The sequence below is a fragment of the Agreia sp. PsM10 genome (genome assembly GCF_030433855.1).
GTDB lineage: Bacteria > Actinomycetota > Actinomycetes > Actinomycetales > Microbacteriaceae > Agreia.
On record NZ_JARUXC010000003.1, the window covers coordinates 150,820 to 175,631 of the forward strand.

Here is a 24,812-nt window from a genome sequence, read left to right on the forward strand (position 1 = left end):
TCAGTCGACGGGCGTGAAGTCGCTGATGTCGCCGACGTACCGCGTGTGATTCACGGGAATCGGCTCGACGGCGGCGAGTGCGACCTCGGCGGCGAACTCCCCCACGTTGTACAGGCGGCCGGCCGACTCCTTGCGCGAACTGATCGCGCCCGGATTCGCTCGCTCGAGGAGGGTGGCCGTGATCGTTCCCTCGATCATGTCTCCCGAGACGACGACGAACTCGATGCCCTTCTCGTCGAGCTCGGGGATGAGTGCGCGGAGCGCGTCCTCCCCTGCACGCTTCGACAGGGCCACCGGAACGTACTCCGGCATGGTCTCGGTCGTGTGGATGAAGTGCGCCTGGTGGCTGGTGACGAAGACGACTCGTGAGCCCGGGGCGAGCAGGGGCACGGCGCTCGTGAGCACGTTGAGCTGGGCATCGCGGTTGAGCGTCATGGCGTAGTCGGCGGCCATGCCGCCCTCCATGCCCCCCGAGGCGTTCAGGACGAGAACGTCGAGTCCGCCGAACTCGGACTGGATGCGCTCGAACAGCTGGGCGACCGAGGAGGGGTCGGTGAGATCGGCTCCGACCGTGATGGCCTCTCCCCCGGACTCGGCGATCTTCGCTGCCAGCTTGAGGGCTCGCGCCTCTTTATTGCGGAAGTTGATGGCGACCCGGGCGCCGGCCGCGGCGAAGTACGACACGGTGTCGGCGCCGATTCCACGCGATGAGCCGGTGACGAGCACGCGCTTCGCGGCCATGGATTCGGGTTGCAGGGGGTTTGTTGACACTCTCGGTGCTCCTTTGACTCTGGCTCCCGAGACTACCAAGTCAGGGTCATGCACTCAGGCGTTGCTGGTAGTTTTGAGGAATACATCGACGAGAGGAGTCGTGTACAGATGGTCGAATTCCTGGCGTCCTACGCGTGGACGATCTGGCTGGCCCTGGTGCTGGTCTTTCTCATCGTCGAGATGTTCAGTCTCGAATTCACGTTCCTCATGATCGCTCTGGGCAGCGTCGGCGGTCTCGTCTCCAGCCTCGTCGGGGTTCCCTGGTTCTTGCAGATCGTGATCGCGGCTGCGATCTCGCTTCTCCTCATCTTCACCATCCGCCCTCCGTTGCTCCGGGCTCTTCGGCGGGGCGGCGACCCCACGAAGAGCAACGTGGATGCGCTCATCGGGCTCGAGGGCATCGTCACGACGCGGCTCACGAAGGGCGGCGGTCACGTCAAGCTCTCCAATGGAGACATCTGGACGGCTCGGGTCTCCCCCATCACCGACGCGGCGGATGTCGACCTCGGTCAGAGGGTGCTCGTGACCGCCATCGACGGCGCCACGGCATTCGTGGTCCCCGCAGAAAGGACAGCGCTGTGACCGGTTCGGATTCCTCCATCGTCGGACAGATCGTGGTGATCGCGATCATCGTGGTGATCGTCATCTTCGTTCTGGTGATCCTCGCCCGCTCGATCCGCATCATCCCTCAGGCCACGGCCGGAGTCGTGGAGCGGCTCGGCGCCTATCACAAGACCCTCGAGCCGGGCCTTCGGGTGCTCGTGCCCTTCATCGACCGGCTCCGTCCCCTCATCGACCTGCGCGAGCAGGTCGTGTCGTTCCCACCGCAGCCCGTGATCACCGAGGACAACCTCGTCGTGTCGATCGACACGGTGGTGTTCTTCCAGGTCACCGACGCCCGCGCGGCCACCTACGAGATCGCCAACTATCTCGGGGCGGTCGAACAGCTTGCAACCACCACATTGCGCAACGTGGTCGGTGGCCTCAATCTCGAACAGGCGCTCACCAGCCGCGACGAGATCAACGGGCAGCTGCGCATCGTGCTCGACGAGGCCACGGGAAAGTGGGGCATCCGAGTCGGACGGGTCGAGCTGAAGGCGATCGATCCTCCCCTGTCGATCCAGGATTCGATGGAGAAGCAGATGCGCGCCGAGCGTGAGCGTCGCGCCGTCATCCTCACCGCCGAGGGCACGAAGCAGTCCGCGATCCTCGAGGCAGAGGGTCACCGACAGGGCGAGATCCTTCGTGCCGAGGGCGACGCCCAGGCGGCCGTGCTGCGCGCGAAGGGCGAGGCCGAGGCCATCACCACCGTGTTCGGGGCGATCCACCAGGGTGAGCCCGACCAACTGCTCCTCGCCTATCAATACCTGCAGACCCTCCCCAAACTCGCGGAGGGTTCGGCGAACAAGCTCTGGATCATCCCGAGCGAACTCACCGAGGCGCTCAAAGGAATAGGGCAGGCATTCGGCGACCGTGGCCCGACGACACCGACCAGCTGACCGCGGCGAGTGGTTCTCGCCGCCCGCTCCGCGGGTGCTGGCGCATCGAGGACTCGCCCTTGACGCGCCCGAGAACACGCTCGCGGCGTTCGACGCCGCGCTGCGTCGAGGGGCGATCTACATCGAGACGGACGTTCACGCATCCCGCGACGGCGTGGCGATGATCGCGCACGATCCGAGTCTGCTGCGAGTCGCCGGCATCGACGCCGAGGTCGCGAATATGACAACCGATGAGTTGCAGAAGGTCGACCTGGGCGACGGCCATCGCATGCCGACGCTCCTCGACGCCCTGAGAGCCTTTCCGCAGGCGCGGTTCAACATCGACGTCAAGTCGCAGCGCGCGGGAGTCGCGATCGCGCGCGCCGTGATCGAGGCGGGCGCCACTGGTCGTGTGCTCGTGACGTCGTTCTCGGCCAGCCGCCGGGCTGTGGCACTCGATCTCCTCCCGGGGGTCGCGAACTCGGCCAGCGCCCCTCGCTTCGTCGCCATCCTCGCTCTGGCGAAGCTCGGTGTGCTCGGGCTCGCCCCCTGGGTTGTCGGTGGCGTCGACGCCGTGCAGGTCCCCCCGAGGCGCGGCCGGCTCTCGATCGCGACGCCGCGCGTCGTGCGAGCGCTTCACCGCCGAGGTGTCGAGATGCACGTGTGGACCATCAACGACCCCGACGAGATACGACGGCTCCTCGCGATGGGCGTCGACGGCATCGTCACCGACAGATGCGACCTCGCACTCGACGTCGTGCGAAGCACGGCCGAAGACCGCTCGCCGGTTCCGCCCGCCTGACCTGCAGACTCTCTGGGAGAGTTCTGGTAAAGCTCCGGCTGGGAAGAATTACCCCTGTTCTGGGGTTTATAACGGTGTAAGCAACGCGAGAAAGGACCACACAATGGCGGATCGCAGCTTGCGCGGAATGAGACTCGGAGGCCAAAGCCTCCAGACCGAAGAAGGCGTCGTCTTCTCCCCGCGCTTGACCCACACGTATCACTGTTCCTCCTGCGGAAAAGACACCGACATGGTGTTCTCCGCAGAGGCCGAGGCTCCCGACACCTGGGAGTGCAAGTACTGCAGCATGGAAGCCACACGCATGGTCGGGTCTGAGCCCGTCGTCGTCGAGCACGCGGAGTCCAAGACGCCGCGAAGCCACTGGGACATGCTGCTCGAGCGTCGCACCCGTGCAGAGCTCGAGGAGCTCCTCGAGGAGCGGCTCACCTACCTTCGTGCCCGCCGTGGCCATAAGGTCAACGCCTAGTACTCATCACGGCACGATTCAGCGCCCCGGTCAGCGACAGCTGACACGGGGCGCTTGTCAGTTGACCCGGCGTCGTGCGGCGGCGGTGGCCAGCGAGAGCACCAGGCCCGCGAGGCCCAGCCCAGACACGAGGAGTTCGATGCCCGCGCCCAGAAGTGTCGCCGGGCTGGTCCGGGTCGCGAGCGGAACGTCCGCGATCATCGATCCGGCCTCGTAGGGGGCGACCGATGCGATCGTCGAACCGTCCGGGGCGATGATCGCGCTGGTGCCCACCGTGGAGATGTTCACGACGCTGCGCCCTGTCTCGACGGCACGGAGGCGGGCGATCGCCAACTGCTGCAGGTTCTCGTCGGTCTTGCCGAAGTCGGCGTTGTTCGTCTGGGCGAGGATCACCTGGGCCCCGTCGCCCATCATCTCGCGGGCGACCGCGTCGTCGGTGATGTCGAAGCAGATGGAGATTCCCGCGATCACGCCGTTGATGTCGAAGACGGTGTCGGTGGTTCCCTTCGAGTAGTCGCGTGTCACGAGGTCGACCAGGTCGGGAACGATCGCTCGGAAGATTGCGCGCGCGGGCATGTACTCGGCGAACGGAACGGGGTGTCGCTTGTCGTAGTGGTCGACCGAACCGCTGCCGGCCTTCCAGAGCAGCGAGGTGTTGAAATAGGTGTCCTCGGACGGGTTCGTGATCGTGCCGACGATGAACGGCGCATTCATGGCCTCGCTCAGGTAGTCGAGCTGATCGGCCGCCAATTGCGATCGGGCGGGGTCGAGGTCCGAGCCGTTCTCGGGCCACACGACCATGTCGACCCTCTGATCGATGATCTTCAAGGTCTCGGCGGTCTGGTCGCTCAGCACGTCGCCGGCGGCACGCTCGGAGAACAGCGACGCGTCGGTGTTGCCCTGCACCGCGGCGATGCGCGACGTGCCCTCGGTCGGCGCGTACCAGGCGGGCACCGCGAGTGTGGCGACAACGGCCACGGCTGCCCACAGGACTCGAGTCCTCGCGAGGACTCCGGGCGTGCGCGCGAGTTCGACGAGGAATGCGACGAGCCAGACCATCACGAACGAGAGTCCGGAGAATCCGATCCAGCCGACCAGCGACGCATAGGGGCTCTCGGACTGGGAGAAGACCACGCGTCCCCACGAGAATCCGCCCTCGGGCCAGACGGCCGTGAGGGCCTCCCTGGCCGTCCAGAGTCCGGCGACCACGACGGGCAGCATCAGAAGCCGGATGCCGGCGCCCGGCCAGGTGATCGACGCACGACCGTAGACCACGGCGATCAGCGCTGCCCCGACGGCGAAGAAGAGCGACTGCAGAATCGCCAGAGCCAGCCACGGGATAGGCCCGAGGTACAGCGTGAGCCAGAAGATGTGCACGCCCCAGAAGGAGAAGCCGCCGACGAGGCCGATCAGCAGTGCACCCCAGAGACGCCGACCGATCAGGGAGACGAGCACGAGCCCGATTCCCAGGAACGTGACCGGCCAGACGTCCTTGTCGGGGAAACCCGTGTCGAGAGCTACTCCCCCGGCCGCCGCCGTGAGGAGGGCGAGCCAGTACGGCATGATCGGGCGCGCGCGCTCGCTCGGGATGGACGACGGCCCGGGCAGGCGAACGGATGCGCTGCCCCCGGGTCGGGGGCGAGACGATGGCGCTGCGGGGTGCGCGGCGACGTTCGGCGGGCTCAGCTCGACGACCATGCTCACGCCACCGACGAATAGGCCACGATGCCGCGGCGGATCAGGTCGAGTGCGTCGCGGGCCGCGCGGGCGATCCGGGCGTCCGGCTGGCCCTGGAGCTGGTCGAGCAGGTCGATGGTCTGCTTCGTCCAGCGAACGAAGTCTCCCGCCTGCATGTCGGCGTCGACCAGCACGTCGTCGAGGCGGGCGCCGCGGGCCCACTGGTGCATGGCCAGGCTGAGCCCGGTGGAGAGCGGAGCGCCCTCGGGCAGTCGATGCCTCGCCTCGAGCTCCTGAAGCGAATCGAGGATGTGTCGGGTCGACTCGAGCGCTGCCCGGAACGTTCCACGGGGAAGGAACCGATCGGCCCCCTCGTTCTCCTCCCTGCGCGGCTCGTACACCAGGGCGCAGGCGATGGCGGCGAGTCCGGCCGCGTCGAGGTCTTTCCAGGCCTGTCTGCGCAGGCACTCGGCCACCAGCAGGTCTCGTTCGCCGTAGATGCGCTTCAGCGTTCGCCCCGTCGGCGTCAGGGTCATCTCTCCGTCGTCCTGCTCCGACAGGTACCCGAGCTCGACGAGCACATCGGTGACACGGTCGAAGACCTTGGAGATGGCTCCGGTCCGTGTGCTGATCTGCTGCGCGAGGCGGTCGGTCTCTTTCTTCAGGCGCCACCACCGCTCGGCCCAGCGTGCGTGCTGCTCGCGGTCGGGGCACGAGTGCACGGGATGCACCTTGAGTCGACGACGGAGATCGTTGATCTTCTTGGCCCTGGCATCCCGATCGGCCCGGGATTGGCTGTCGGCGCGGCCGGCTCCCGAGCGCTCGAGATCGGTGATCTCGCGTCTGAGCGCCGCGTACTCCGAGAAGTCGCCCCGGTCGCAGGCCATCGATCGCGCGTAGCCCGCGAGCGACTCCTCTTGTGAGCGGAGCTTGCGGGCGAGATCGACGACCGCCCTGTCGGCCTGGAATTGCGCGAACGAGGATTCGAGGCTCTCGCGCGTTCTGGCGCGACCGAACTGCTCGATGAGGTTGACGGCCATGTTGTACGTGGGTCGGAAGCTCGAGTTGAGGGGGTAGCTGCGCCTCGACGCCAGTGAGGCGATCGCCTGCGGGTCGAGCCCTTCTCGCCACTGGATGACGGAGTGTCCCTCCACGTCGATTCCCCGGCGGCCCGCCCGACCGGTGAGCTGCGTGTACTCCCCCGGCGTGATGGGCACCCGTGCTTCGCCATTGAACTTCTCGAGCTTCTCGAGGACCACGGTTCGTGCAGGCATGTTGATGCCGAGGGCCAGGGTCTCGGTCGCGAAGACGACCTTCACCAGCTTCTTCTGGAACAGTTCTTCGACGACCTCCTTGAAGGCGGGAAGAAGACCGGCGTGATGGGCGGCCACGCCGCGCTGGAGGCCCTCGAGCCATTCCCAGTAGCCGAGCACGGCCAGATCCTCGTCGAGGATCGTGCGGCAGCGATCCTCCACGATGTCGCGGATCTCGTCTCGCTCGTCGGACGTGGTGAGCCGGATGCCGGCCCGCAGCACCTGCTTGACGGCCTGATCGCATCCGACCCTCGAGAACACGAAGAAGATCGCCGGCAGCAGATTCTGCCGGTCGAGCATCTCGATGACCTCGGGCCGGTCGGCACGTTCCTGTGCCGCACCCCCGCGATGGTACGAGCCGCCGCCGCGCCGGTCGCGCGAGCCACCCCGCCGATTCGATCCCTGGGGCATCGAGTTGCGCGCGATGCGCAGGAGCTCGGGATTCACCCTGTTCGTCGCCGCCTTGCCTGTGGCGTCGAACAGGTCGATCAGTTTGCTGCGCACCATCACGTGCTGGTCGAGGGGAACCGGCCTCTCCTCCGACACGATGACCGAGGTCTCGCCGCGGACCGCCTGCAGCCAGTCGCCGAACTCCTCGGCGTTCGAGACAGTCGCGCTGAGCGATACGAGCCGCACGTCGGAGGACAGGTGGATGATCACCTCTTCCCACACCGCCCCGCGGAATCGGTCGGCGAGGTAGTGCACCTCGTCCATCACGACGTAGGCCAGGTCGGTGAGCAGATCGGAGTCGGCGTAGATCATGTTGCGCAGCACCTCGGTGGTCATCACCACGATGCGCGCGGAGGCGTTGATGTTCGTGTCTCCGGTGAGCAGTCCGACGCTCTCCGGACCGTACTCCGCGGTGAACTCCTGGAACTTCTGGTTGCTCAGCGCCTTGATGGGCGCCGTGTAGAAGACCTTCGCCCTCTTCTGCTGCATCGCCAGGAACACCGCGAACTCCGCCACGACCGTCTTGCCGGCGCCGGTGGGCGCGGCGACGAGCACGCTGTCGCCGCCCTCGAGAGCGCCGCAGGCCTCGAGCTGGAAGGAGTCGAGGCCGAAGTTCTTCTGCGCGGCGAACGCGTCGAGCAGGGGCCGACCCCCTCTCGCGCGACTGCGCGCATAGCGTTCGGAGGGCGACAGGGTGGCGGGATCGGATGCGGGCATCAGGCGGCCAATTCGGTTTCGAGGCGATCGGCGGCCCGGGCGACCCGCCAGTCGTGGATCCACGCGACGCCGTAGGCGGCGAAGTAGAGAACGACCATGGGGATCGCGAGGAGGATCATCGCCGTGGGGTCGGCGGCCGGCGTGGCGATGGCGGTGAAGAGCACGATCGCCAGGATCGCGATGCGCCAGGACTTGATGATCGATGACGCGCTGAGCACTCCGACGAAGTTGAGCAGCACGAGGAAGACGGGGAGGACGAACGCGATTCCGACCGCGAGCACCAGCTTGAGCACGAAGTCGTAATAGCCCCGTGCCGTGATCAGGTTCGTGTCTTCAGACGGGGCGAAGCTCGCGAGGAGTACGACGATGTGGGGCAGTACATACCACCCGGCGACGCAGCCGGCGAGGAACAGGGGAATCGACGCCCCGAGGAATCCGACGCTGTAGACCTTCTCGCGCCGGGTGAGCCCGGGCACGAGGAACGCCCAGATCTGGTAGAGCCAGACGGGCGACGAGACGACGAAGCCGATCGTCAACGCGATCTGCACCTTGAGGTCGAATGCCCCGCCGATGTTGTCCCAGTTGATGCTGGCGACCCGGCCCTGCTGCTCGCCGATCTCGGTGATCGGGCCGCGGATCGCGTCGAGCACGAGGTCGGAGAGGAACCAGCCCGCGACGGCACCGAGCACGATGCCGATGGCGGCGATGAAGAGTCTCTTGCGTAACTCGAGGAGATGCGCGCCGAGAGACATGCGCCCCTCGCGATTGGCACGCCGCTGTGATCGGGCGGCCACCGTGCCTATGGCTTTGGCTTGGACTCAGGCGAGACGACGCTCGGCGTCTGGTCGGCGACCGGCGCGGCCTGTGCTGAGGAGTCGGACGCGGCAGCGTCGGACGGAGACGCGTTCTCGTCTTTCATCGTCTTGACCTCGCTGCGGAAGATGCGCATCGACTGGCCGAGGCTGCGTGCGAGACCCGGGAGCTTCGGAGCACCGAAGAGCAGAACGACGACGACGAGAATGATGAGTAGGTGAGGCCACCCAAATGCGTTACCGAGCATCGGTCCGTCCTTCCCAGGCGTGTGGTGCGGTGATCAGTCTACCCCGCGCCAGGCGGGTGTCCCTGCGAAGCTGCCGCATGGTCGCCCGCCGGTCCCTCTCGCGATCCCGCCGGTTCGCCACCGCCGAGTAGCCGTCGAGAATGGCGTTCGGTGGTGAGTCCGATGCGAGTTCGTCGACGTTGCGCTGCAGAAGATCGATCTTGTCGGTCAGTCGTTCCAGTTCCTCGACGACCGCGATCCCTTTGCGGAAGAGACGCCACCCGAAGTACCCGATCGTGCCCACGAGCGCCAGCGCCAGAACGAGCCAGATCACGATCCACGACCACCACTGCATCGTGACAGCCTACGCGTTCGCGATCGTGGGGTGCTCGCCGGGTGCGGCGGGATACGCCGCGCGGGCGTCGACGGCCCATTGCCGCACGGCACGTCGAGCCTCGGGCGGGTCGACCACGCGGGCGACTCCCGCGAGCCCGGCGACGAGCCGCGTGAGGCCGTGGAAATGGGCGACGCGGACGGATGCCCGGCTCAGCTCGCCCACGCGGGTCACCCGGGTGCCCTCGGGCACGAACTCTCCCAGCAGGCCGAGCGCCTCGGGCCGGAATTCGAGGACGACGGTCGTGTGCTCGCCCGAGGTGTCGAAGAGAGAGTCGGACAGGGCCACGTCGGACGGCCGATGCTCGATGGGCAGGTCGGTGACGTTCAGGCCGTCGAGCCGGTCGAGCCGGAACGTGCGAACCGACTCGCGCGAGTGATCCCAGGCCCGCAGGTACCAGTCGTCGTCGTCGGAGTCGAGGCGCAGCGGGTCGACGCGTCGATGCTCCGACTGGCCCTTCGAATCGCGGTAGTCGAACTCGAGCTGCATTCCTCGCGACAGAGCGTCGCCGATGCGGGCGAAGGAGTCGTTCGTCGCCGCCGGCGAGACGATCACCTGGCTCGGTGCCTCGGATGCGCCCCGGGCCAGCTTCGCGGCGAGGCTCGAATACGCGGCGGAGTCGACGTTCTCGGGCAAGGACTGGAGATACTGCAGCCCGGCGATGAGCGCCGACGCCTCGCGTGCGGAGAACCGCGGCGAGTCGTCAATTGCCACGAGCTGCGTGATGATGATCTCGTTCTCGTCGAAGGCGTCCCAGTCGATGTCGAAGAGATCGCCGTGCTGGTAGTTGCTGTCGCTTCCCGGCACGCCGGAGACGGCGATCAGCAGGACCGCCTCGCGGATCGTCTGCTGTGAGACTCCGAAGTGCCGGGCGGCGTCGCTCACGCTCACCTGGGTCTGCTGGATCAGGTAGGGAACGAGCGAGAGCAGGAAGGTCAGCTTGTCCTGGGCGTGGTGGAAGCCGCCGGGGGCGTTCTGGTCGCCGCTCATACGGCATCCATATCGTCTGGGTGGCTCGCGATGATGGCGGCGAGCCGGTCGCGGACGGCCGTGACGAGACCCGCCGGGGAGATCACGACCACCTCGGGTCCGAAGGCGGCGAGGTCGTCGGCCAGCACGGCGAGATCGGTGTAGTGCAGCGCGATCGTTCCGTCGGGGTTCCGGATGCTGCCCCGCCGCTTGCCGAGACGGGATTCGGCATCGGTGCCGGGCCGCACCGAGACGTGCGCGACGTGGGTGCGCCAGATCTCGTCGAGTTCGGCGAGGGCGTCGTCGCCGGCCGTCGCCGAGGCCGACTGCGGCGACGGCGTGCGTGTGACGACCACCGGACCGACGATCCTCGACAGGAGGAAGGTGCGCGGCGCATCCGCCTTCTGGTCGAACGCCTGCAGATACCACCGGCCCTGGTGCTGCACGACGGCCGCCGGAGCGACGAGTCTCTCGCGGGCGTTCAGCTCGCCCGGCTTGAGATAGCTGAACCGAACGAGCACGGCCTTGTCGAGGGCATCGGTCAGGGGGCCGAAGGCGGCATCGCGGGTGCGGATGCGCGGGGCGTAGCCGATGAGCTGCTGGCTGCCCTCCGTGCCCAGGGATCTCAGTTTGAGCAGGGCCCTGCGGGACTCCCCCGAGAGCGAGCCCTCCCGCCAGACCATGGCAGCCAGATTCAGCAGGGTGGTCTCCTCGGGCGTGAAGGAGATGTCGGCGGGAAGGTCGTAGTCGCCCTTGGAGATGCGATAGCGGAGAGCCTGGTTGTTGCCCGGATCGGTCGGCGACTCGAGGGTCTCCAGCGGCACGCCGAGTTCGCGGATGTCGTCTTTGTCGCGTTCGAACTGCCGCTCGAGACTCGAGTTGTCGCCACCGGGCACGAACTTCTGCCGGTAACCCTGCACGGCACCCAGGATCTCGGCCTTGGTGAGTCCGATCTCAGTGGACACCAGGGCCAGCACGAGGCTGAAGAGCCGCTCCTCCACCGCGACTGCGGAGGCGGAGACGTCGCTCGACGGGATCGATGGGGAGGACTCGGGCACGGACTTCATTTTAGTGCGCCGGCCGCCCGCGGCGACCGAGGCCGAGCCGCTCAGGAGGCCGGGTTGGCGCCGAGGATGTCGACGACGTACACGATCGTCGATCCGGCGGGGACACCGGTCGTTCCCGTGTCTCCGAAGCCGTCGGCCGGGGGCACGACCACGAGGACCTGCGATCCGATCGTCTGGCCGACCAGCGCCTTCAGGAGTCCGGGCACCACGCCGTTCTGGTCGGTCGAGATGTCGGCGGCGCGGATCTGCGTCGCCATGCCGTCCTCCCACGTTGAGGCGAAGACGGACTTGTCGTCCCAGACGACCCCGAGCGACTGCACCACGAGAACATCGCCCTCGGCGACAGTGTCGCCGGACCCCTTCTTCAGGGTCGTGTAGCGGAGGTCGGTGGGAACCGTGCCGGAGGGGATGGTGATGCCGGGTCGGCCGTCTGGCGCCGTGACGACGCTGGGGAAGCCGGCCTCTGCCGGCTCGGCCGCGCCGGTGGCGGCACCCGGGTACACCGAGGTGATGTCGAAGACGTAGGCATCGGCGGAGTCGTCGGTGGGAGCCTGCGTGGCGTCGGTCGTGGCCTGCGCTGCAGGAATGACGGCGGCGATGCGATCACCGGCGCGGGCACAGGCCAGAGCGTCGGTGAATCCGGGAGGGGTGACCTTCTCGTCGAGCGTGATCATGAAGGGCGTCTGCTGGGCCGACGAGGCGTCTGTACCGGAGGCCAGCACCGCCTTGCCCCAGATCACGTCGCCCACCTGGGCTGCAGGGCCTGAGCCCGCGGTGAGGACAGAACGCTCGGTCTGCTTCGACTTGAGCGGCGTGGCGAAGTCGAGGGTGGCCGCCCCGGGGTCGCCCGTGGCGGTGATCGTCTCGGAGGCGGAACCGGGCTGCGCCAGGGGCGAGCAGTCGCCGTCGGCGAGACCGGATCCGGTCGACGCGCAGGCCGACAGGGTGGCCAGAAGACCCGCGGACAGAATGAGCGCGAGGGACTTGCGCACGGATCCTCTTTTCACTGGTTGTTGAGCGGACAACAGCTTAGTTTATTCCGGATCGGACTCTTCGCCGGGCGCCGGTGGGGCGGTATCGCCGCCGGTCCTGGCGGTGGCCGTCGCCGTCGCCATCCGCACCCGCTTGCGCAGGCTCTTGGGGCTGATGCCGCGTTCGCCGAGGGCGCCCGGGGTCCAGGCCTCCACGTCGTCGTCCGAGTACTCCGATTTGGATGCGCGTCGCTTCAGCTCCGGAAGCTCGGCGCCGGGGGCGAGCCGGCGAGCGGTGACCAGGAAGCCCGTGTGGCCGATCATGCGGTGATCGGGCCGCACGGCGAGGCCCTCGACGTGCCACGACCGGATCATCGTCTCCGACGGCTGGGGGTCGGTGAACGATCCGGTGCTGCGGATGGTCTCGACCACGCGGGAGAGCTGCGTGACCGTCGCGACGTAGCAGAGCACGACGCCGCCGGGCTTCAGCGCGTCGGTGACGGCGGGGATGCACTCCCACGGAGCGAGCATGTCGAGGACGACCCGATCGACGGAATGGTTCTCGTGCCTCTCCGGCAGCGCCTCGCTCAGGTCGCCGAGCGTGATGCTCCAGTTCTCGGGAGCCGAGCCCGAGAACGCGGTCACGTTCGCCATCGCGACGTCGGCGAACTCCTCCCGCCGCTCGAACGACGACAGCGTGCCCTCCGGCCCGATCGCGCGCAGGAGCCAGAGCGAGAGCGCCCCGCTGCCCACGCCGGCCTCGACGACGGTGGCGCCCGGGAAGATGTCGGCCTGGCCGAGGATCTGGGCCGCATCCTTCGGGTAGATGATGGCGGCGCCGCGGGGCATCGACATCACGAAGTCGGTGAGAAGCGGCCGGAGCACGAGGTACTCGACACCGACCGTGTTCGCGACGACCGACCCGTCGGGCCTGCCGATGATCGCGTCGTGGTCGATGGCGCCGCGATGGGTGTGGAATTCCGCGCCCGCCGTGAGGGTGATGGAGTTCAGCTTGCCCTTGGGGCCGGTGAGCTGCACGCGCTCGCCGACGCGGAACGGTCCGGAGAAGGAGTTCATGGTCACTGGTGTCGACTTCCGGTCGTGGGGTGGATGGTGGGCGATCGGCGGTGTTCGGCCAGCGCGGTCGCGACGTCGTCGACGGTGCGGCCCTCGAGCGTGGCCCACAGCACGCTGGCCGCGCTGTCGTCGAGCGGGAGTATGTGGGGAACGCCGATGGTGACGGCTCCGGAGGCCGCCGCGCTGGCGACGCCGGGAACGGAGTCCTCGATGGCCACGCAGTCTTCGATCGGTACTCCGAGGAGACGGGCGGCCTCGAGGTACGCCTCCGGATGGGGCTTGCTGTTCTCGACGCTGTCGCCCGACACCACGACGTCGAAGGCGTCGAACGGGATGAACGACCTGACGTGCTCCGCCATCACGCCGAGCGACATCGTCACCAGGGCGCACGGCACATCGTGCTCCCGCAGGGCGGAGAGCAGCTCCCGGGCTCCGGGACGCCAGGGCACCGAGATGCTGATGCGCGTCATCACCTCGGCCGTCAGGTGGTCGACGATCGCACCGGTCGCCATGTCGACGCCGTGGCGCTGCAGGATCTGTGCCGAGCGCTCCAGGCCCGATCCCACGAGGGTGAGGGCGTCCTCGTGCGTCCACGTGCCGCCGAAACGGGCGACGAGAGCGGTCTCCGAGTCCATCCAGTAGGGCTCTGTATCGACGATGGTTCCGTCCATGTCCCAGAGAACGGCGGCGGGGAGGCGTGTCTTCACGTCGAAGGAGTCTACGGGTCGCGGACCCGGGCGGAATCGACGGCCTATCCTTGACAGACGATCATGCAACGACGAAAAGGGTTCTCGACACGGTGACACAGGGCAACGAATTCCTCAAAGGGCGACTTCTCGTCGTCGCATTCGAGGGCTGGAACGACGCAGGAGAGGCCGCCACGGGTGCGGTCCAGCTTCTGCGCGAGCAACTCGACGTCGTGACGCTCGCCGGCGTCGACGCCGAGGAGTATTTCGACTTCCAGTTCAACCGGCCGGTCGTGTCTCAAGACGATGAGGGCACCCGTGCCCTGATCTGGCCGAGCGCGACCCTCTACGGACCGGCCAGCACCGACGTCGACAACATCCCCCTCGCCGCCGATGCCGAGCTCAGGGTCGGATCGGACAACACGGGCAACGTCTTCCTTCTCGTGGGAGCCGAGCCGTCGCGCAACTGGAAGAAGTTCACGGTCGAGGTGCTCGACGCCGCGATGACGGCCGGGGTCTCCGGCATCGTCCTTCTCGGAGCGATGCTCGCCGACGTTCCGCACACGCGACCGATCTCGGTCACGGCGACGAGCGAGAACGCGTCCGTGCGCAGCCAGCTCGGCATCGAGAGGTCCACGTACGAGGGGCCCGTGGGCATCCTCAGTGTGATCGCCGATGCCGCCGAGGCGCTGGGCATCGCGACGGTCTCCATCTGGGCTTCCGTTCCGCACTATGTGCACAACGCGCCGTCGCCCAAGGCGACCCTGGCCCTGATCGACAAGCTCGAGGAACTCGTCGACGTGGTCATCCCCCGGGGCGATCTGGTCGACGAGGCCTCCGCGTGGGAATCCGGCATCGACGCGCTCGCGGGCGAGGACGACGAGATGGCGTCGTACATCCAGCAGCTCGAGCAGGCCCGCGACACCGTCGACTCTCCCGAGGCGAGTGGCGAAGCCATCGCGCAGGAGTTCGAGAAGTACCTGCGTAAGCGGGGCGACGGCCGGCCGGACGAGCCCTGGCGTCCGAAGGACTAGGCCGCCCGGCTCGCCAGATCGATGCCCAGCAGGGCGTCGATCGCCTGGGCCGCGAGGCCGCTCGTCGCATGACCGCCGGCCGTCCAGCGGTCGATGGCCGCGAGGGCGGCCGGGGTGTCGAGGTCTGACGAGAGAACGGTGCGCAGCTCGTCGAGCAGGGCGATCTCCTCGTCGCGGGGTGCGGATGCCGTCGGTAGCGCCGCCGCGTCGCGCCAGCGTTCGAGCCGGGCGACGGCCTCGGCGAGGCCCTGATCCGTCCACTCCCAGTCGTCGCGGTAGTGGTGGGCGAGCACGGCGAGGCGCACGGCGGACGGATCGACGCCGGATGCGCGCAGCGCCGACACGAGCACGAGGTTGCCGAGCGACTTGCTCATCTTCTCGCCCTGGTAGGCCACCATTCCGGCGTGGGCGTGCACGTCGGCGAAGCGTCGACCGGTGAGCGCCGTGGCGTGGGCCGCCGAGAATTCGTGGTGCGGGAAGACGAGGTCGCTGCCGCCCCCCTGGACGCAGAAGTGCGGGCCGAGAGCGTCGAGCGCGATCACCGAGCACTCGATGTGCCAGCCGGGGCGCCCTTCTCCGACTGGGCTGTGCCATGACGGCTCGCCGACGCGCGCGGCGCGCCAGAGAAGCGGGTCGAGACGATTCCGTTTTCCGGCCCTGTCGGGGTCTCCCCCGCGTTCCGCGAAGAAGGCGGCCATCGTGCCCGCGTCGAGGCGGCTCTCGAGTCCGAGGTGCCACTCCGTGCGCTCCGCGGCCGCATCGATGTCGAAGTAGATGTCCCGGCTGCCGGCATCCCTGGCGTCGGGCGTGTCGACCCCGTAGCCGAAGCCGGCCTCGACGAGCCGGCGTACGGCATCCGCTATCGGGGCGACGACCTCGGTGACGGCGACGTAGTCGCGGGGCGGGAGGACCCGGAGCGCGGCCATGTCGGTGCGGAAGAGGTCGACCTGGGACTCCGCGAGCTCCCTCCAGTCCACTCCGGTCGCGGTCGCCCGCTCGAGCAGCGGGTCGTCGACATCGGTGATGTTCTGCACGTAGTCGACCTCGAGGCCCGCGTCGATCCACAGCCGCTGCAGGCCGTCGAACGCCAGGTAGGTCGACGCGTGGCCGAGGTGTGTTGCGTCGTAGGGCGTGATGCCGCAGACGTAGAGGCCGACGCGGCCGTCGACGCCCGCCGCTTCGACGAGCGAACCCGTCGAGTCGTCGAAGACCCGGGGAACGGGACCTCGTCCGGGAAGTGGGGGGACGACGGGCCTGCTCCAGGAATGCACTGGAAAAGACTACCGTCGCGCGGGGGTCAGGCCTGCATCGCTCCGGTGCCGAGGAGCACGATGAGGATCACGCCGAGGGCGATGCGGTAGACGACGAAGGGGAGGAAGCTGCGCCTCGAGATGTAGCTCATGAAGAAGGCGATGACGACGAGGCCCACGACGAAGGCGATGACCGTGGCCACCAGGGTCTCGAGCGGGCCGAAGACCTCGGGCGTGCACGTGGCGGTGGCGACGGTGCAGGTCTCCTTGACCGACTTGTACACCTGGTAGAGGCCGCTGCCGAAGACGGCCGGGATGGCGAGCAGGAAGGAGTAGCGGGCGGCGGCCGCTCGTTCGTAGCCCATGAAGAGACCCGCCGTGATCGTGCCGCCGGAACGGGAGACCCCGGGGATCAGTGCGAGGGCCTGGGCGAACCCGAACACGGTGGCGTGCGGCACCGTCAGCTGGTCGAGCCTCCTCTTCTTCGCTCCCACGTAATCGGCGACCCCGAGCAGGATTCCGAAGACGATGAGCGTGCCCGCCACGATCCAGAGGGAGCGCAGGGTGCTCTCGATCGCGTCCTGGAAGATCAGGCCCAGCACGACGATCGGCACGCTGCCGAGAATGATGAACCAGCCGAGCTTCGCGTCGGGATCGGAGCGGGGCACCCGGCCGATGATGGATCGGAACCACGTGGAGACGATGCGCGAGATGTCGCGCCAGAAGTAGATGACGACGGCCGTCTCTGTTCCGAGCTGCGTGATCGCCGTGAAGGCTGCGCCCGGGTCGTCGCCCGTGCCCAGAAGACGTCCGACGATGAGCAGATGCGCGCTCGACGAGATCGGCAGGAACTCGGTGAGTCCCTGAACGAGGCCGAGGATGACGGCGTTGAGGAAGTCCACGAACTCTCCTTGGGAGATGATGCGACGTAGTCGGTCGGGCGTGCGGTGGTGCGGCCGGTCAGTAGCGGAGCAGGAGGTCGGTCAGAACCTTTCTGCCAAACACTAACGCGTCGAGGGGAACCCTCTCGTCGACGCCGTGGAACAGCGCCGGGAAATCGAGGGTCGGCGGGAGCTGCAGGGGCGCGAAGCCGTAGCCCTTGATCCCGATCGTGCTGAGGGCCTTGTTGTCGGTTCCCGCCGAGAGCAGGTACGGGAGCACCTGCGCCTCGGGGTCGAACTCGTGGAGGCTCGCGATCATCTGGTCGACGAGCGGGCCGGAGAAGTCGGTCTCGAGGCCGATGTCCTGATGCGAGATCTCGACCTCGACCCCCGGCCCGGCGAGCTCCCGGATGCGCCCGATGACCTCGTCCTCCTGGCCCGGCAGAACGCGGATGTCGAGCAGGGCCTCCGCCCGGTCGGGGATGACGTTGTGCTTGTATCCGGCGGTGAGCCCCGTGGGGTTCGCCGTGTTGCGCAGCGAGGCGGAGATGAACCTCGATGCCGTGCCGGTCGCGATGGCGAGTTCGTCGGGGGTCGTTCGCTGGGGGTCCCTGCCGAGGATCGCGGCAACCCGACCGAGGAGCTCCGTGGTGGTCTTGGTGAGATGCACGGGCCATTCCTGGCTCCCGACGCGGGCGACGGCGCCGGCGAGTCGGGTGATGGCGTTGTCGGAGTTGATCTGCGATCCGTGCCCGGCGGTTCCGCGGGCGACCAGCCTGGCCCAGATCAAGGCCTTCTCCCCCGTCTGCACGAGGTAGGCGCGGGTGCCGTCGAGGTCGATCGAGTACCCGCCGACCTCGCTGATCGCCTCCGTCGCGCCGGCGAAGAGATCGGGGCGGTTCTTCACCAGGTAGTGCGACCCCAGGACTCCCCCGGCCTCCTCGTCGGCGAAGAACGCGATCACGAGGTCGCGGGCCGGCCTGCGACCCGAGGACAGGATGTCGTCGAGCGAGGTCAGGATCATCGCATCCATGTTCTTCATGTCGACCGCGCCGCGGCCCCAGAGCATGCCGTCCTTGATCTCGCCGCCGAACGGATCGACCGACCAGTCGTCGGCGATCGCCGGCACGACGTCGGTGTGGCCGTGCACGACGAGGGCGCCGCGGCTCGGATCCTCGCCCGCCACCCGGGCGACGACGCTGGTGCGTCCGGGTTCGGAGTCGATGAGTTCCGGCACGAGGCCGAGACGCTCGAGATGCGCCGCGACATACTCGGCCGCGTCGGTCTCGCCGTTGGACCTGCCCTCGCCGAAGTTGGATGTGTCGAAGCGGATCAGGTCGCGGGCGATCACGGCGGTGGCATCGAGATCGGGCTCGGGGCCGGGGTTCGCGGGCGTCGAAGTCATGGCATCACGGTACCGCAGGGGCTGCCCGCGCCCGTGGCGTCGAGAGGGTTTCAAACCGTGCTATCGTCTTACCTTGGTTGCACCGGGAACGGAAAGCAGCTCATCCAGTCCGGATGGCGGAAATGGCAGACGCGCTAGCTTGAGGTGCTAGTGCCCGTATAGGGCGTGGGGGTTCAAGTCCCCCTTCGGACACAGACTGGACATCACCCCCGGCCTCTCGTTTCATACGAGATGCCGGGGGTTTTTCGTTGCCTTCCGTCGGCCGCAGAGCCCTCGTATGACGGAGTGTGACCAAGGCGTGATGATATTGGTCGCCCGTCGAGGCCGAGAGCATAGTAGGCTGTTCGTAGAAGTTGATGTGCCTCGCACGTCCGGGGTGCCTGCGGTGCCCTGCCCGACACTGTTCGGGCCCAATCCTGGGAGACGACGAACACCCCGACGAGTGGCCCCGACAATCGGGACCGAATTATCACTCCAGGAGGAGTTTGCAATGGCTACAGGCACAGTGAAATGGTTCAACGCTGAAAAGGGATTCGGCTTCATCGCCCCCGAAGACGGCAGCCCCGACGTGTTCGCGCACTACTCGGCTATCGCCTCCAGCGGATACCGCTCGCTCGACGAGAACCAGAAGGTCGAATTCGACGTCGCACAGGGCCCCAAGGGTCCCCAGGCTGAGAACATCCGCCCCCTCTAAGTCTTTCCTCGATCGGCTTCGGGTCCGCGAGAGCGGCATCTGATTCCGATTGGCGCGAAGCTTAAAAACGAAGGCCCTCCACCCATTCGGGTGGGGGGCCTTCGTCGTTCCCGCTCCCAATTCACGACACGCCGCTTCAGCTGCTGCGATTCGATTACGGATCGTGTATGGAACCGCACCTCATTCGTTGCTAGTGTGAACGATGTTGTTTCTGTGACGAATGTGACTCACCTCTCGTCGCGACTTTCGGGGAAGACGGGGAATCCATGCTCGACATCACCATCGCGTCGAATGCGAGGCCGTCGCGGCGCCGCTCTCCGTGGCGAAGCGCCCTCGCGACAACGGCGGTGATCGGCCTGCTCGCGGTCGGCGCCGTATCGTCGGCACCGGTGGCGGCCGACAACTACCCCTCATGGGATGACGTGGTCGCAGCCCGTGCGTCAGAAGCCGGCAAGGAAGCCGAGATCGCCCGCATCACCGGCCTCATCGACGGTCTGCAGAGCCAGGTGGCCCAGGCCCAGGCTGCCGCGAGTTCGCGCTGGGAGGAGAACCAGACCGCTCAGAACGCCTACAACGCGGCATCCCTGAAAGCCGAACAGTTGGCGACGCAGGCGACGGCGGCCCAGACGAAGGCCGACGATTCCCGTACCCAGGCCGCGATCCTCGCAGCCCAGTTCGCCCGATCGGGCGGCAACGACCTGTCCTCTCGTCTCTTCGTCGATGGAGACAAGGCCGACGACCTCCTCTACCAGCTCGGAGCCATGTCGAAGCTCAGCGAGTCGACGACGGGCATCTACCAGCAGGCGGAGATCGACCAGAACGCGGCGACCTCGCTCAGCGACCAGGCCGACGTGGCCCGCGACGCCCTCGGCGCCCTCGCAGCCTCGGCTCAGAGCGCCCTCGACGACGCCGTCGCAGCCCAGCAGGCCGTCGGCGCGGCTCTCCTCGAGCAGCAGGATCACGAGGCCGAACTGACGGTGCAGCTGCAGGCGCTCACCTCTGACGTCGAACTCACCGAGGAGCAGTACCAGGCGGGCGTTCAGGCGGCCGCGCAGGCCAAGCAGGCCGCCGATGAGGCGGCCGCGAAGGCGGCGGCGGACGCCGAGGCAGCGGCACCCGCTCCCGGCGCTCCCTCCTCGGGCGGTGGATCATCCGACGGCGGGTCGTCCGGCGGAAGTGCTCCCAGCGCTCCTGCGCCCAGCGCACCGGCCCCATCGGCCCCGGTCGTCAACCCTCCCCAGAGCTACAACGGCGACGCGGTGGTCGCCTACGCCGAGCAGTTCGTCGGCGTCGTGCCCTACGGCTGGGGTGCGGATCCCAGCGACAGCTTCGGATGCGACGGGTTGACCCAGTACGTCTACAAGCAGTTCGGCATCAACCTGCCGCGCTACGTCCCCACCCAGGCCGCCCAGGGCATCCGTGTCTCCTCCGCCGACGCCCGCGCCGGCGACGCCGTGGTCTGGAGCGGTCACATCGGCATCTACGACGGCCACGGCGGCGTCATCCACTCCCCCGACTGGGGTCGCTACGTGACGCATGCCAGCTCGCTGTGGGGAAGCTACTACTTCGTTCGGTTCCTCTAGGCGGACGCCCGTCAGGAGTGGTGGGCGCCCATCCACTTGCGCACGGTCGCGATGCGCGACTGAAGCTGCGTGACGCTCGCCTGGGGTACGGCAGGGCCGCCGCACACGCGGCGAAGCTCGGCGTGCACGAGACCGTGCGGCTGGTCTGATGTCTTCGCCCAGATGCCCACGAGGCTGTTCAGGAGTTTTCTCTGCTCCGCGAGCGTGCGGTACAGGGGTGCCGCGGGCTCGTCTTCCGAAGGGGTCGGCGGGGCGTTCTTGCGGCGATCGGCGGCGTGCCGCTGCTGCCTGGCCTGCCGATGCTGCAGGAGTTCGCGCACCTGATCGGGCTCGAGCAGCCCCGGAATGCCGATGAAGTCGAGCTCCTCGTCGCTGTCGACGGGCGCCTCCGCGCCGAACTCGCTGCCCTCGAAGAGAACACGGTCGAACGTGGCGTGCGAGCCCAGCGCCTGGAACGCGAAGTCGTTCTGCAGGGCATCGGACGCCCTGTCCTGAACGTTCGCCTCGGCGACCATGGCGTCTTCGGGGTTCCACATGTCGCCCTCGGGGTCTCCCGAGTCGCGCCTATCGAGTGCGTGGTCGCGCTCGAGCTCCATGGTGCCGGCCAGGGCCATGAGACCCGGAACGTTGGGCAGGAAGATGGAGGCCGTCTCTCCGCGGCGCCTGGCGCGCACGAATCGGCCGATGGCCTGGGCGAAGAAGAGCGGGGTCGACGCGCTCGTCGCGTAGACGCCCACGGCGAGGCGGGGAATGTCGACGCCCTCAGACACCATGCGGACCGCGACCATCCACCGACGCGACGACTTGGAGTACTCCTCGATGCGACCCGAGGCCTCCTTCTCGTCGGAGAGCACCACGGTGACGGGCTCGCCGGAGATGTTCTCGAGGATCGCCGCATAGGCGCGCGCCGTGAACTGGTCGGTCGCGATCACCAGGCCCCCGGCATCCGGGATGCCCTGCCGCACCTCGGCGAGTCGACGGTTGGCGGCCGCGAGAACCGAGGGGATCCAGTCGCCGGCGGGGTCGAGAGCGGTGCGCCAGGCCTGGGAGGTGATGTCCTTGGTGTTTCCCTCGCCGAGGCGCGCCTCCATCTCGTCGCCGACCTTGCTGCGCCAGCGCATGTGGCCCGCATAGACCATGAAGAGCACGGGGCGCACGACTCCGTCTTGCAGGGCGCGCCCGTATCCGTAGTTGTAGTCGGTCTGCGAGAGCCGGATGCCGTGTTCGTCTTGCAAGTAGCTCACGAACGGGATCGGCGATGTGTCGGAGCGGAACGGGGTTCCGGTGAGGGACAACCGGCGGGTTGCGGGTGCGAAGGCCTCTCTGATGGCCTCGCCCCAGCTGAGCGCGTCACCGCCGTGGTGCACCTCGTCGAGAATGATGAGACTGCGCGCCGACTCGGTGAGTTCGCGGTGCAGTGCGGGTCGGGCCGCGACCTGGGCGTAGGTGACGGCGACGCCGTGGAAATGGCTGCCGTAGCGCCGGTCGCTGTTCTTGAAGCCGGGGGTGAGCCGGATGTGCACGCGGTCTGCCGCATCGGCCCACTGCTTCTTGAGGTGCTCGGTGGGGGCGACGACCGTGACCCTGTCGATGATGCCTCTGTGCAGCAGTTCGCTGGCCAGTCGCAGGGCGAAGGTGGTCTTGCCGGCGCCGGGCGTGGCCGCGGCCAGGAAGTCTCTCGGCTGGTGTGTGAAGTACGCCTCGAGCGCCTCTGACTGCCAGGCTCGGAGCTTGGACGCGGTGCCCCACGCCGCGCGTTCGGGGAACGACGGCGACAGATGCTCGGCCGCTCCGCCGCCGACGGCCGGAGTGATCGCGGTGCCCGAGGGATCGACCCGGTCTTCGGGCATGGCGAGGGGATCGGGCAGGCTGTTCACGTGCATCCACACTACCCGCCGCCACCGACGCGACGACAAAACGCCGTGTCTGGAGCGGCGTGGCGAGAGGAGTATGTTGACGAGTGGATTTCTTCGAAGGAGTGCATATGACGGAGCGGCATCCATGGAGGCGGTACGTCGCCATCGGCGACTCGTTCACCGAGGGCATCGGAGACCCGGAGCCCGCGAGCCCCGGTGGCTACCGAGGGTGGGCCGATCGGGTGGCGGAAGTGCTGGGCGCCGAGGCCGGAGATGACTTCGCCTACGCGAACCTGGCCATCCGGGGTCGCCTGATGCAGGGCATCCTCGACGAACAGGTCGAACCGGCCCTGGCTCTGCACCCCGACCTCATAACGATCTCGGCCGGCGGCAACGACATCATCCGCCCCGGCACCGATCCCGACGACATCGCCCGACGAATGGATGCGGGCATCGAGCGCCTCAGGCGCGACAACGCCACCGTCGTGATCTTCACGGGAACCGACGTGGCCTTCTCCCCCGTGTTCCGCGGCATCCGGGGCAAGGTCGCCATCTACAACGAGAACCTCCGCACCATCGCGGCCCGTCACGACTGCATCGTGGCCGACCAGTGGGGCCTGTCGTCCATTCAGGACTCGCGCATGTGGAGCCCCGACCGCCTCCACCTCAACCCCCTCGGCCACCACGAGGTCGCACGTCTCGTGCTGCAGGCGCTGAACGTCGAGAACGAGCTGCAGCCGGGCGCCCCCGAGCCGCTGCCCGTGGCGACGTGGCGGCAGGCGCGTTCGGAGGACCTGGTCTGGGCACGCACGCACTTCGTGCCCTGGGTGATCCGACGCGTCACCCACCGGTCGAGCGGCGATGGAATCTCGCCGAAGAGGCCGGATGCCGTGCCGATGCACGTGCCGGGCACGGCGCCCTCCGATCCCGCGGGTCTCGAGGACTAGCCGAAGACCAGCTCGGGGTGGCCGACGCGCCACCAGAACCCGGGATCCTCCAGGGTTCCGTCGAGTTCGAGCGCCACCTGCTCCGTGCGTCCGTCGACGGTGTAGCGGATGGTGCCCACGTCGACGCCCGACCGGGCGGTCACGACGTCGTCCGCGCTGGCATCGACGGCGACCGGATCGTTCGACCAGACGAGCGCGTCCTCGTCGGTGGCGGCGACGATGGGGGCCGTCTCGCCCCACACCGTCGTGTACTCGCCCACCTCGGTGTCGGCCGTGATGAGCGGGATCGTGGTGAATGCGGCCCTCGTGCTGGCGAGGAGCGCCTGCACCGCATCGCGGGCCGCCTGGGAGCTCTGTGCGCCGAGGATGACACCCACGACCGACTTCGTCTCGCCGTCCACGGTGAATTCGGCGGAGAACAGCAGGCAGGAGCCGGCCTCGTCCGTCGTTCCGGTCTTGATGCCGTCGATGCCGTCGACGCCGAGAAGCTTGTTGCTGTTGTCGATCTCGCCGATCACCGGAACCTCGTCGAGGGCTGTCGACACGATCGTGGCCAGCACCGGATCGGCGAGGGCGAGCGAGGCGATGCGCATCAGGTCCTTCGTCGAGCTTCGGCTGCCCGGATCGAGGCCCGACGCGTCGACGACCGTGGTGTCGGAGAGGTCGTGCTCGGCGGTGAACGCCCGGGCAGCGTCGAGATAGGCGGCCAGCGAGCCGAACGCCCAGTTCGTGACCGTCTCTGCGTAGTTGTTCGCCGACTTCAGCAGCATGATCTCGAGCACCTGGCGCTCCGACAGAACCTGTCCCTCGTTGACGAGCTCGTACGATCCGTCGACAGCACGGGTCTGCTCGAGGATCTGCACGTCTGCCGCGGTCATGGTGATGCCGGGGCCGTCGTCTCCCTCGACGAGCGGGTGGGCGTCGAGGACGACGAGGGCGGTGATGACCTTCGTGACGCTGGCTATCGGCACTGGCCCTGTCTGACCGCTCTCACCGAGCAGCTCGTCCGACCCCTCCAATGCGATCGCGCCGGTTCCCACGCCCGGCAGTGCGAGCGTGGCGGGTTCGGCCGGGGCGGGCGTCGGAACGTCCAGCTGGAGCTGCGCCGTGGGGAGCGGTGCCGCGAGGGCGGCGGGCACGTACAGGCCGAGGGCGACCGCGACGACGACCAGGATGCCCGTGGCCGAGATCGCGACGATCCGGCGGCCGCGGCGGCGGGCGGGTGCTGACGTCGGGGACACCCGCCAATCCTAGGAGACCTGTTGCTTGGAGAACGCCCCCAAGG

Annotated in this window: 24 protein-coding genes and 1 tRNA gene; 9 read left to right on the forward strand and 16 right to left on the reverse strand. The window is 67.9% G+C overall.

Annotated elements, in window-relative coordinates:
* On the reverse strand, window positions 1-741 hold the full coding sequence (locus QCD70_RS04750; protein WP_301214223.1) for an SDR family oxidoreductase: 741 nt from the start codon (window positions 739-741) through the stop codon (window positions 1-3).
* Window positions 742-879: 138 nt separating this feature from the next.
* Here QCD70_RS04750 and QCD70_RS04755 point away from each other — a divergent pair, with 138 nt between their 5' ends.
* The 4 genes from QCD70_RS04755 to QCD70_RS04770 all read left to right on the forward strand — a co-directional run bounded on the left by QCD70_RS04755 (window position 880) and on the right by QCD70_RS04770 (window position 3,517).
* Window positions 880-1,353: an NfeD family protein gene (locus QCD70_RS04755; protein WP_301214025.1), complete on the forward strand. Its 474-nt coding sequence runs from the start codon at window positions 880-882 to the stop codon at window positions 1,351-1,353.
* Window positions 1,354-1,382: 29 nt separating this feature from the next.
* Window positions 1,383-2,270, forward strand: a complete 888-nt coding sequence (locus QCD70_RS04760) for an SPFH domain-containing protein (protein ID WP_441004920.1) — start codon at window positions 1,383-1,385, stop codon at window positions 2,268-2,270.
* A gap of 34 nt (window positions 2,271-2,304) precedes the next feature.
* Complete coding sequence (locus QCD70_RS04765; RefSeq protein WP_301214027.1) at window positions 2,305-3,051, forward strand: glycerophosphodiester phosphodiesterase; 747 nt, start codon at window positions 2,305-2,307, stop codon at window positions 3,049-3,051.
* Window positions 3,052-3,154: 103 nt separating this feature from the next.
* Entirely contained in the window at window positions 3,155-3,517 is a 363-nt protein-coding gene (locus QCD70_RS04770) for an RNA polymerase-binding protein RbpA (RefSeq protein WP_301214028.1), read from the forward strand.
* A gap of 57 nt (window positions 3,518-3,574) precedes the next feature.
* Here the strand turns inward: QCD70_RS04770 and lnt are convergent, their stop codons facing one another.
* From lnt to QCD70_RS04820, 10 genes are read right to left on the reverse strand one after another with little or no spacing between them, the layout of a single operon-like run.
* The gene (lnt, locus tag QCD70_RS04775; protein WP_301214224.1) at window positions 3,575-5,215 is read right to left on the reverse strand and encodes an apolipoprotein N-acyltransferase; all 1,641 of its coding nucleotides are present in this window, start codon (window positions 5,213-5,215) and stop codon (window positions 3,575-3,577) included.
* Window positions 5,216-5,217: 2 nt separating this feature from the next.
* Complete coding sequence (locus QCD70_RS04780) at window positions 5,218-7,674, reverse strand: DEAD/DEAH box helicase (protein WP_301214029.1); 2,457 nt, start codon at window positions 7,672-7,674, stop codon at window positions 5,218-5,220.
* Window positions 7,674-8,426 (reverse strand): twin-arginine translocase subunit TatC, encoded by a 753-nt coding sequence (tatC, locus tag QCD70_RS04785; RefSeq protein ID WP_301214030.1) that lies wholly within the window; start codon window positions 8,424-8,426, stop codon window positions 7,674-7,676. Before tatC ends, QCD70_RS04780 begins: the two co-directional genes overlap by 1 nt.
* A gap of 47 nt (window positions 8,427-8,473) precedes the next feature.
* Window positions 8,474-8,734, reverse strand: coding sequence for a Sec-independent protein translocase subunit TatA (tatA, locus tag QCD70_RS04790; protein WP_301214031.1), 261 nt, complete (start codon window positions 8,732-8,734; stop codon window positions 8,474-8,476).
* Complete coding sequence (locus QCD70_RS04795) at window positions 8,724-9,068, reverse strand: hypothetical protein (protein WP_301214032.1); 345 nt, start codon at window positions 9,066-9,068, stop codon at window positions 8,724-8,726. Before QCD70_RS04795 ends, tatA begins: the two co-directional genes overlap by 11 nt.
* 9 nt (window positions 9,069-9,077) lie before the next feature.
* The gene (locus tag QCD70_RS04800; RefSeq protein WP_301214033.1) at window positions 9,078-10,097 is read right to left on the reverse strand and encodes a helix-turn-helix transcriptional regulator; all 1,020 of its coding nucleotides are present in this window, start codon (window positions 10,095-10,097) and stop codon (window positions 9,078-9,080) included.
* On the reverse strand, window positions 10,094-11,134 hold the full coding sequence (locus QCD70_RS04805; protein WP_301214034.1) for a helix-turn-helix transcriptional regulator: 1,041 nt from the start codon (window positions 11,132-11,134) through the stop codon (window positions 10,094-10,096). Before QCD70_RS04805 ends, QCD70_RS04800 begins: the two co-directional genes overlap by 4 nt.
* Before the next feature lie 50 nt (window positions 11,135-11,184).
* Window positions 11,185-12,135, reverse strand: coding sequence for an FKBP-type peptidyl-prolyl cis-trans isomerase (locus QCD70_RS04810; protein WP_301214035.1), 951 nt, complete (start codon window positions 12,133-12,135; stop codon window positions 11,185-11,187).
* 42 nt (window positions 12,136-12,177) lie between these two features.
* A complete protein-coding gene (locus tag QCD70_RS04815; protein WP_301214225.1) occupies window positions 12,178-13,191 on the reverse strand; it encodes a tRNA (adenine-N1)-methyltransferase in 1,014 nt (337 codons plus the stop codon).
* A 2-nt stretch (window positions 13,192-13,193) separates the two neighbouring features.
* Window positions 13,194-13,898 (reverse strand): HAD family hydrolase, encoded by a 705-nt coding sequence (locus QCD70_RS04820; RefSeq protein ID WP_301214036.1) that lies wholly within the window; start codon window positions 13,896-13,898, stop codon window positions 13,194-13,196.
* Between the two features lie 92 nt (window positions 13,899-13,990).
* Between QCD70_RS04820 and QCD70_RS04825 the strand changes: the two genes are divergently transcribed.
* A complete protein-coding gene (locus QCD70_RS04825) occupies window positions 13,991-14,911 on the forward strand; it encodes a proteasome assembly chaperone family protein (protein WP_301214037.1) in 921 nt (306 codons plus the stop codon).
* Here the strand turns inward: QCD70_RS04825 and mshC are convergent.
* From mshC to QCD70_RS04840, 3 genes are read right to left on the reverse strand one after another with little or no spacing between them, the layout of a single operon-like run.
* Entirely contained in the window at window positions 14,908-16,182 is a 1,275-nt protein-coding gene (mshC, locus tag QCD70_RS04830) for a cysteine--1-D-myo-inosityl 2-amino-2-deoxy-alpha-D-glucopyranoside ligase (RefSeq protein ID WP_301214038.1), read from the reverse strand. The two genes, QCD70_RS04825 and mshC, sit on opposite strands and share 4 nt — an antisense overlap.
* A 26-nt stretch (window positions 16,183-16,208) precedes the next feature.
* Window positions 16,209-17,063 (reverse strand): undecaprenyl-diphosphate phosphatase, encoded by an 855-nt coding sequence (locus tag QCD70_RS04835; protein WP_301214039.1) that lies wholly within the window; start codon window positions 17,061-17,063, stop codon window positions 16,209-16,211.
* A 58-nt stretch (window positions 17,064-17,121) separates the two neighbouring features.
* Window positions 17,122-18,447 (reverse strand): M20/M25/M40 family metallo-hydrolase, encoded by a 1,326-nt coding sequence (locus tag QCD70_RS04840; RefSeq protein WP_301214040.1) that lies wholly within the window; start codon window positions 18,445-18,447, stop codon window positions 17,122-17,124.
* Between the two features lie 107 nt (window positions 18,448-18,554).
* On the opposite strand from QCD70_RS04840, the gene QCD70_RS04845 reads away from it, so the two are divergent.
* The 3 genes from QCD70_RS04845 (at window position 18,555) to QCD70_RS04855 (ending at window position 20,724) form a co-directional block, all read left to right on the forward strand.
* A tRNA-Leu gene (locus tag QCD70_RS04845) sits at window positions 18,555-18,639 on the forward strand.
* A gap of 298 nt (window positions 18,640-18,937) precedes the next feature.
* Complete coding sequence (locus QCD70_RS04850; protein WP_044443312.1) at window positions 18,938-19,141, forward strand: cold-shock protein; 204 nt, start codon at window positions 18,938-18,940, stop codon at window positions 19,139-19,141.
* Window positions 19,142-19,407: 266 nt separating this feature from the next.
* Complete coding sequence (locus tag QCD70_RS04855) at window positions 19,408-20,724, forward strand: C40 family peptidase (RefSeq protein ID WP_301214041.1); 1,317 nt, start codon at window positions 19,408-19,410, stop codon at window positions 20,722-20,724.
* An 11-nt stretch (window positions 20,725-20,735) separates the two neighbouring features.
* Here the strand turns inward: QCD70_RS04855 and QCD70_RS04860 are convergent, their stop codons facing one another.
* On the reverse strand, window positions 20,736-22,574 hold the full coding sequence (locus QCD70_RS04860; protein ID WP_301214226.1) for a DEAD/DEAH box helicase: 1,839 nt from the start codon (window positions 22,572-22,574) through the stop codon (window positions 20,736-20,738).
* 134 nt (window positions 22,575-22,708) lie between these two features.
* Here QCD70_RS04860 and QCD70_RS04865 point away from each other — a divergent pair, with 134 nt between their 5' ends.
* Window positions 22,709-23,527: an SGNH/GDSL hydrolase family protein gene (locus QCD70_RS04865; RefSeq protein ID WP_301214227.1), complete on the forward strand. Its 819-nt coding sequence runs from the start codon at window positions 22,709-22,711 to the stop codon at window positions 23,525-23,527.
* Here the strand turns inward: QCD70_RS04865 and QCD70_RS04870 are convergent.
* A complete protein-coding gene (locus QCD70_RS04870; RefSeq protein WP_301214042.1) occupies window positions 23,524-24,768 on the reverse strand; it encodes a D-alanyl-D-alanine carboxypeptidase family protein in 1,245 nt (414 codons plus the stop codon). The genes QCD70_RS04865 and QCD70_RS04870 overlap by 4 nt on opposite strands.
* Between the last annotated feature and the right edge of the window lie 44 nt (window positions 24,769-24,812).

What these genes read in the sequence shown, in the direction of transcription:
- QCD70_RS04750 (WP_301214223.1), bottom strand. Translation starts at nt 741, where the DNA reads ATGGCCGCGAAGCGCGTGCTCGTCACCGGCTCATCGCGTGGAATCGGC.
- QCD70_RS04755 (WP_301214025.1), top strand. Translation starts at nt 880, where the DNA reads ATGGTCGAATTCCTGGCGTCCTACGCGTGGACGATCTGGCTGGCCCTG.
- QCD70_RS04770 (WP_301214028.1), top strand. Translation starts at nt 3,155, where the DNA reads ATGGCGGATCGCAGCTTGCGCGGAATGAGACTCGGAGGCCAAAGCCTC.
- lnt (WP_301214224.1), bottom strand. Translation starts at nt 5,215, where the DNA reads ATGGTCGTCGAGCTGAGCCCGCCGAACGTCGCCGCGCACCCCGCAGCG.
- QCD70_RS04780 (WP_301214029.1), bottom strand. Translation starts at nt 7,674, where the DNA reads ATGCCCGCATCCGATCCCGCCACCCTGTCGCCCTCCGAACGCTATGCG.
- tatC (WP_301214030.1), bottom strand. Translation starts at nt 8,426, where the DNA reads ATGTCTCTCGGCGCGCATCTCCTCGAGTTACGCAAGAGACTCTTCATC.
- tatA (WP_301214031.1), bottom strand. Translation starts at nt 8,734, where the DNA reads ATGCTCGGTAACGCATTTGGGTGGCCTCACCTACTCATCATTCTCGTC.
- QCD70_RS04795 (WP_301214032.1), bottom strand. Translation starts at nt 9,068, where the DNA reads ATGCAGTGGTGGTCGTGGATCGTGATCTGGCTCGTTCTGGCGCTGGCG.
- QCD70_RS04800 (WP_301214033.1), bottom strand. Translation starts at nt 10,097, where the DNA reads ATGAGCGGCGACCAGAACGCCCCCGGCGGCTTCCACCACGCCCAGGAC.
- QCD70_RS04815 (WP_301214225.1), bottom strand. Translation starts at nt 13,191, where the DNA reads ATGAACTCCTTCTCCGGACCGTTCCGCGTCGGCGAGCGCGTGCAGCTC.
- QCD70_RS04840 (WP_301214040.1), bottom strand. Translation starts at nt 18,447, where the DNA reads ATGACTTCGACGCCCGCGAACCCCGGCCCCGAGCCCGATCTCGATGCC.
- QCD70_RS04850 (WP_044443312.1), top strand. Translation starts at nt 18,938, where the DNA reads ATGGCTACAGGCACAGTGAAATGGTTCAACGCTGAAAAGGGATTCGGC.
- QCD70_RS04855 (WP_301214041.1), top strand. Translation starts at nt 19,408, where the DNA reads ATGCTCGACATCACCATCGCGTCGAATGCGAGGCCGTCGCGGCGCCGC.
- QCD70_RS04860 (WP_301214226.1), bottom strand. Translation starts at nt 22,574, where the DNA reads ATGCCCGAAGACCGGGTCGATCCCTCGGGCACCGCGATCACTCCGGCC.
- QCD70_RS04865 (WP_301214227.1), top strand. Translation starts at nt 22,709, where the DNA reads ATGACGGAGCGGCATCCATGGAGGCGGTACGTCGCCATCGGCGACTCG.